The 628-nt window shown below is 69.6% G+C and carries 1 protein-coding gene; it reads right to left on the reverse strand.

Annotated features, from left to right (window positions below; translation table 11 throughout):
• Window positions 1-466, reverse strand: a 466-nt coding sequence (locus CIW48_RS32970) for a gamma-glutamyl-gamma-aminobutyrate hydrolase family protein (protein WP_173009486.1), incomplete at its 3' end; no start/stop codon positions are given.
• Between the last annotated feature and the right edge of the window lie 162 nt (window positions 467-628).

Genomic DNA, 628 nt, shown 5'->3' on the forward strand with positions numbered 1-628 from the left:
CCGGGCGTCCTGCCAGGAGCGGATGACTGCGACCCCGCTCGGTCGCGGTGATGCGCCGAGCGAACGCGGCCTCGTAGCCGCGAAGATTGGGGCGCACGGTGCCTCCTGCCGCGACGGTGGCCACCTGAAGGCCGGCGCACGAACCGAAGGACGGCGTGCCGGAGGCGAAGACCGCGCGCATGAACTCGACCGCGCGCCGCGTCTCCGGCGTCTCCTTGTAGAGGTGGAGCGGTGATCCTGTCAGGAACACGCCGTCATACGCAGCCAGGGAGGTGCCAGCAGGAAGCCCCGCACCTGCATCCGCGGGCATGACCCGGTCACACTGCGCACCGGGTGCCAGCTCCAGAAGGGTGTCGATGTAGGTCTCACCCGAGGACCGGCCGACGCTCTCGCGCCGGCGCTCGCGTGCCTCGGGCGGCTCGCTCTCGGCGATGAGGAGCCGTAACGAAGAAGGGGCGTGATGCACGTTCGCTGGTCTCTCGCCGTGACGCAGGCAGCCGTGAAAGCGTGAACCGGCCGCCGGTGGGCCGTGTTCCGGATGATGCACGCTTGGTCGCAGCTCGCAGGATCTGTGGCTGCCTGGCGATGGCCGTGCTGCGGGACGAGCTTGGTGAAGGTGGATCGATGG

The sequence above is a fragment of the Methylobacterium sp. P1-11 genome, assembly GCF_008329595.1.
In the GTDB taxonomy this organism is placed as follows: domain Bacteria; phylum Pseudomonadota; class Alphaproteobacteria; order Rhizobiales; family Beijerinckiaceae; genus Methylobacterium.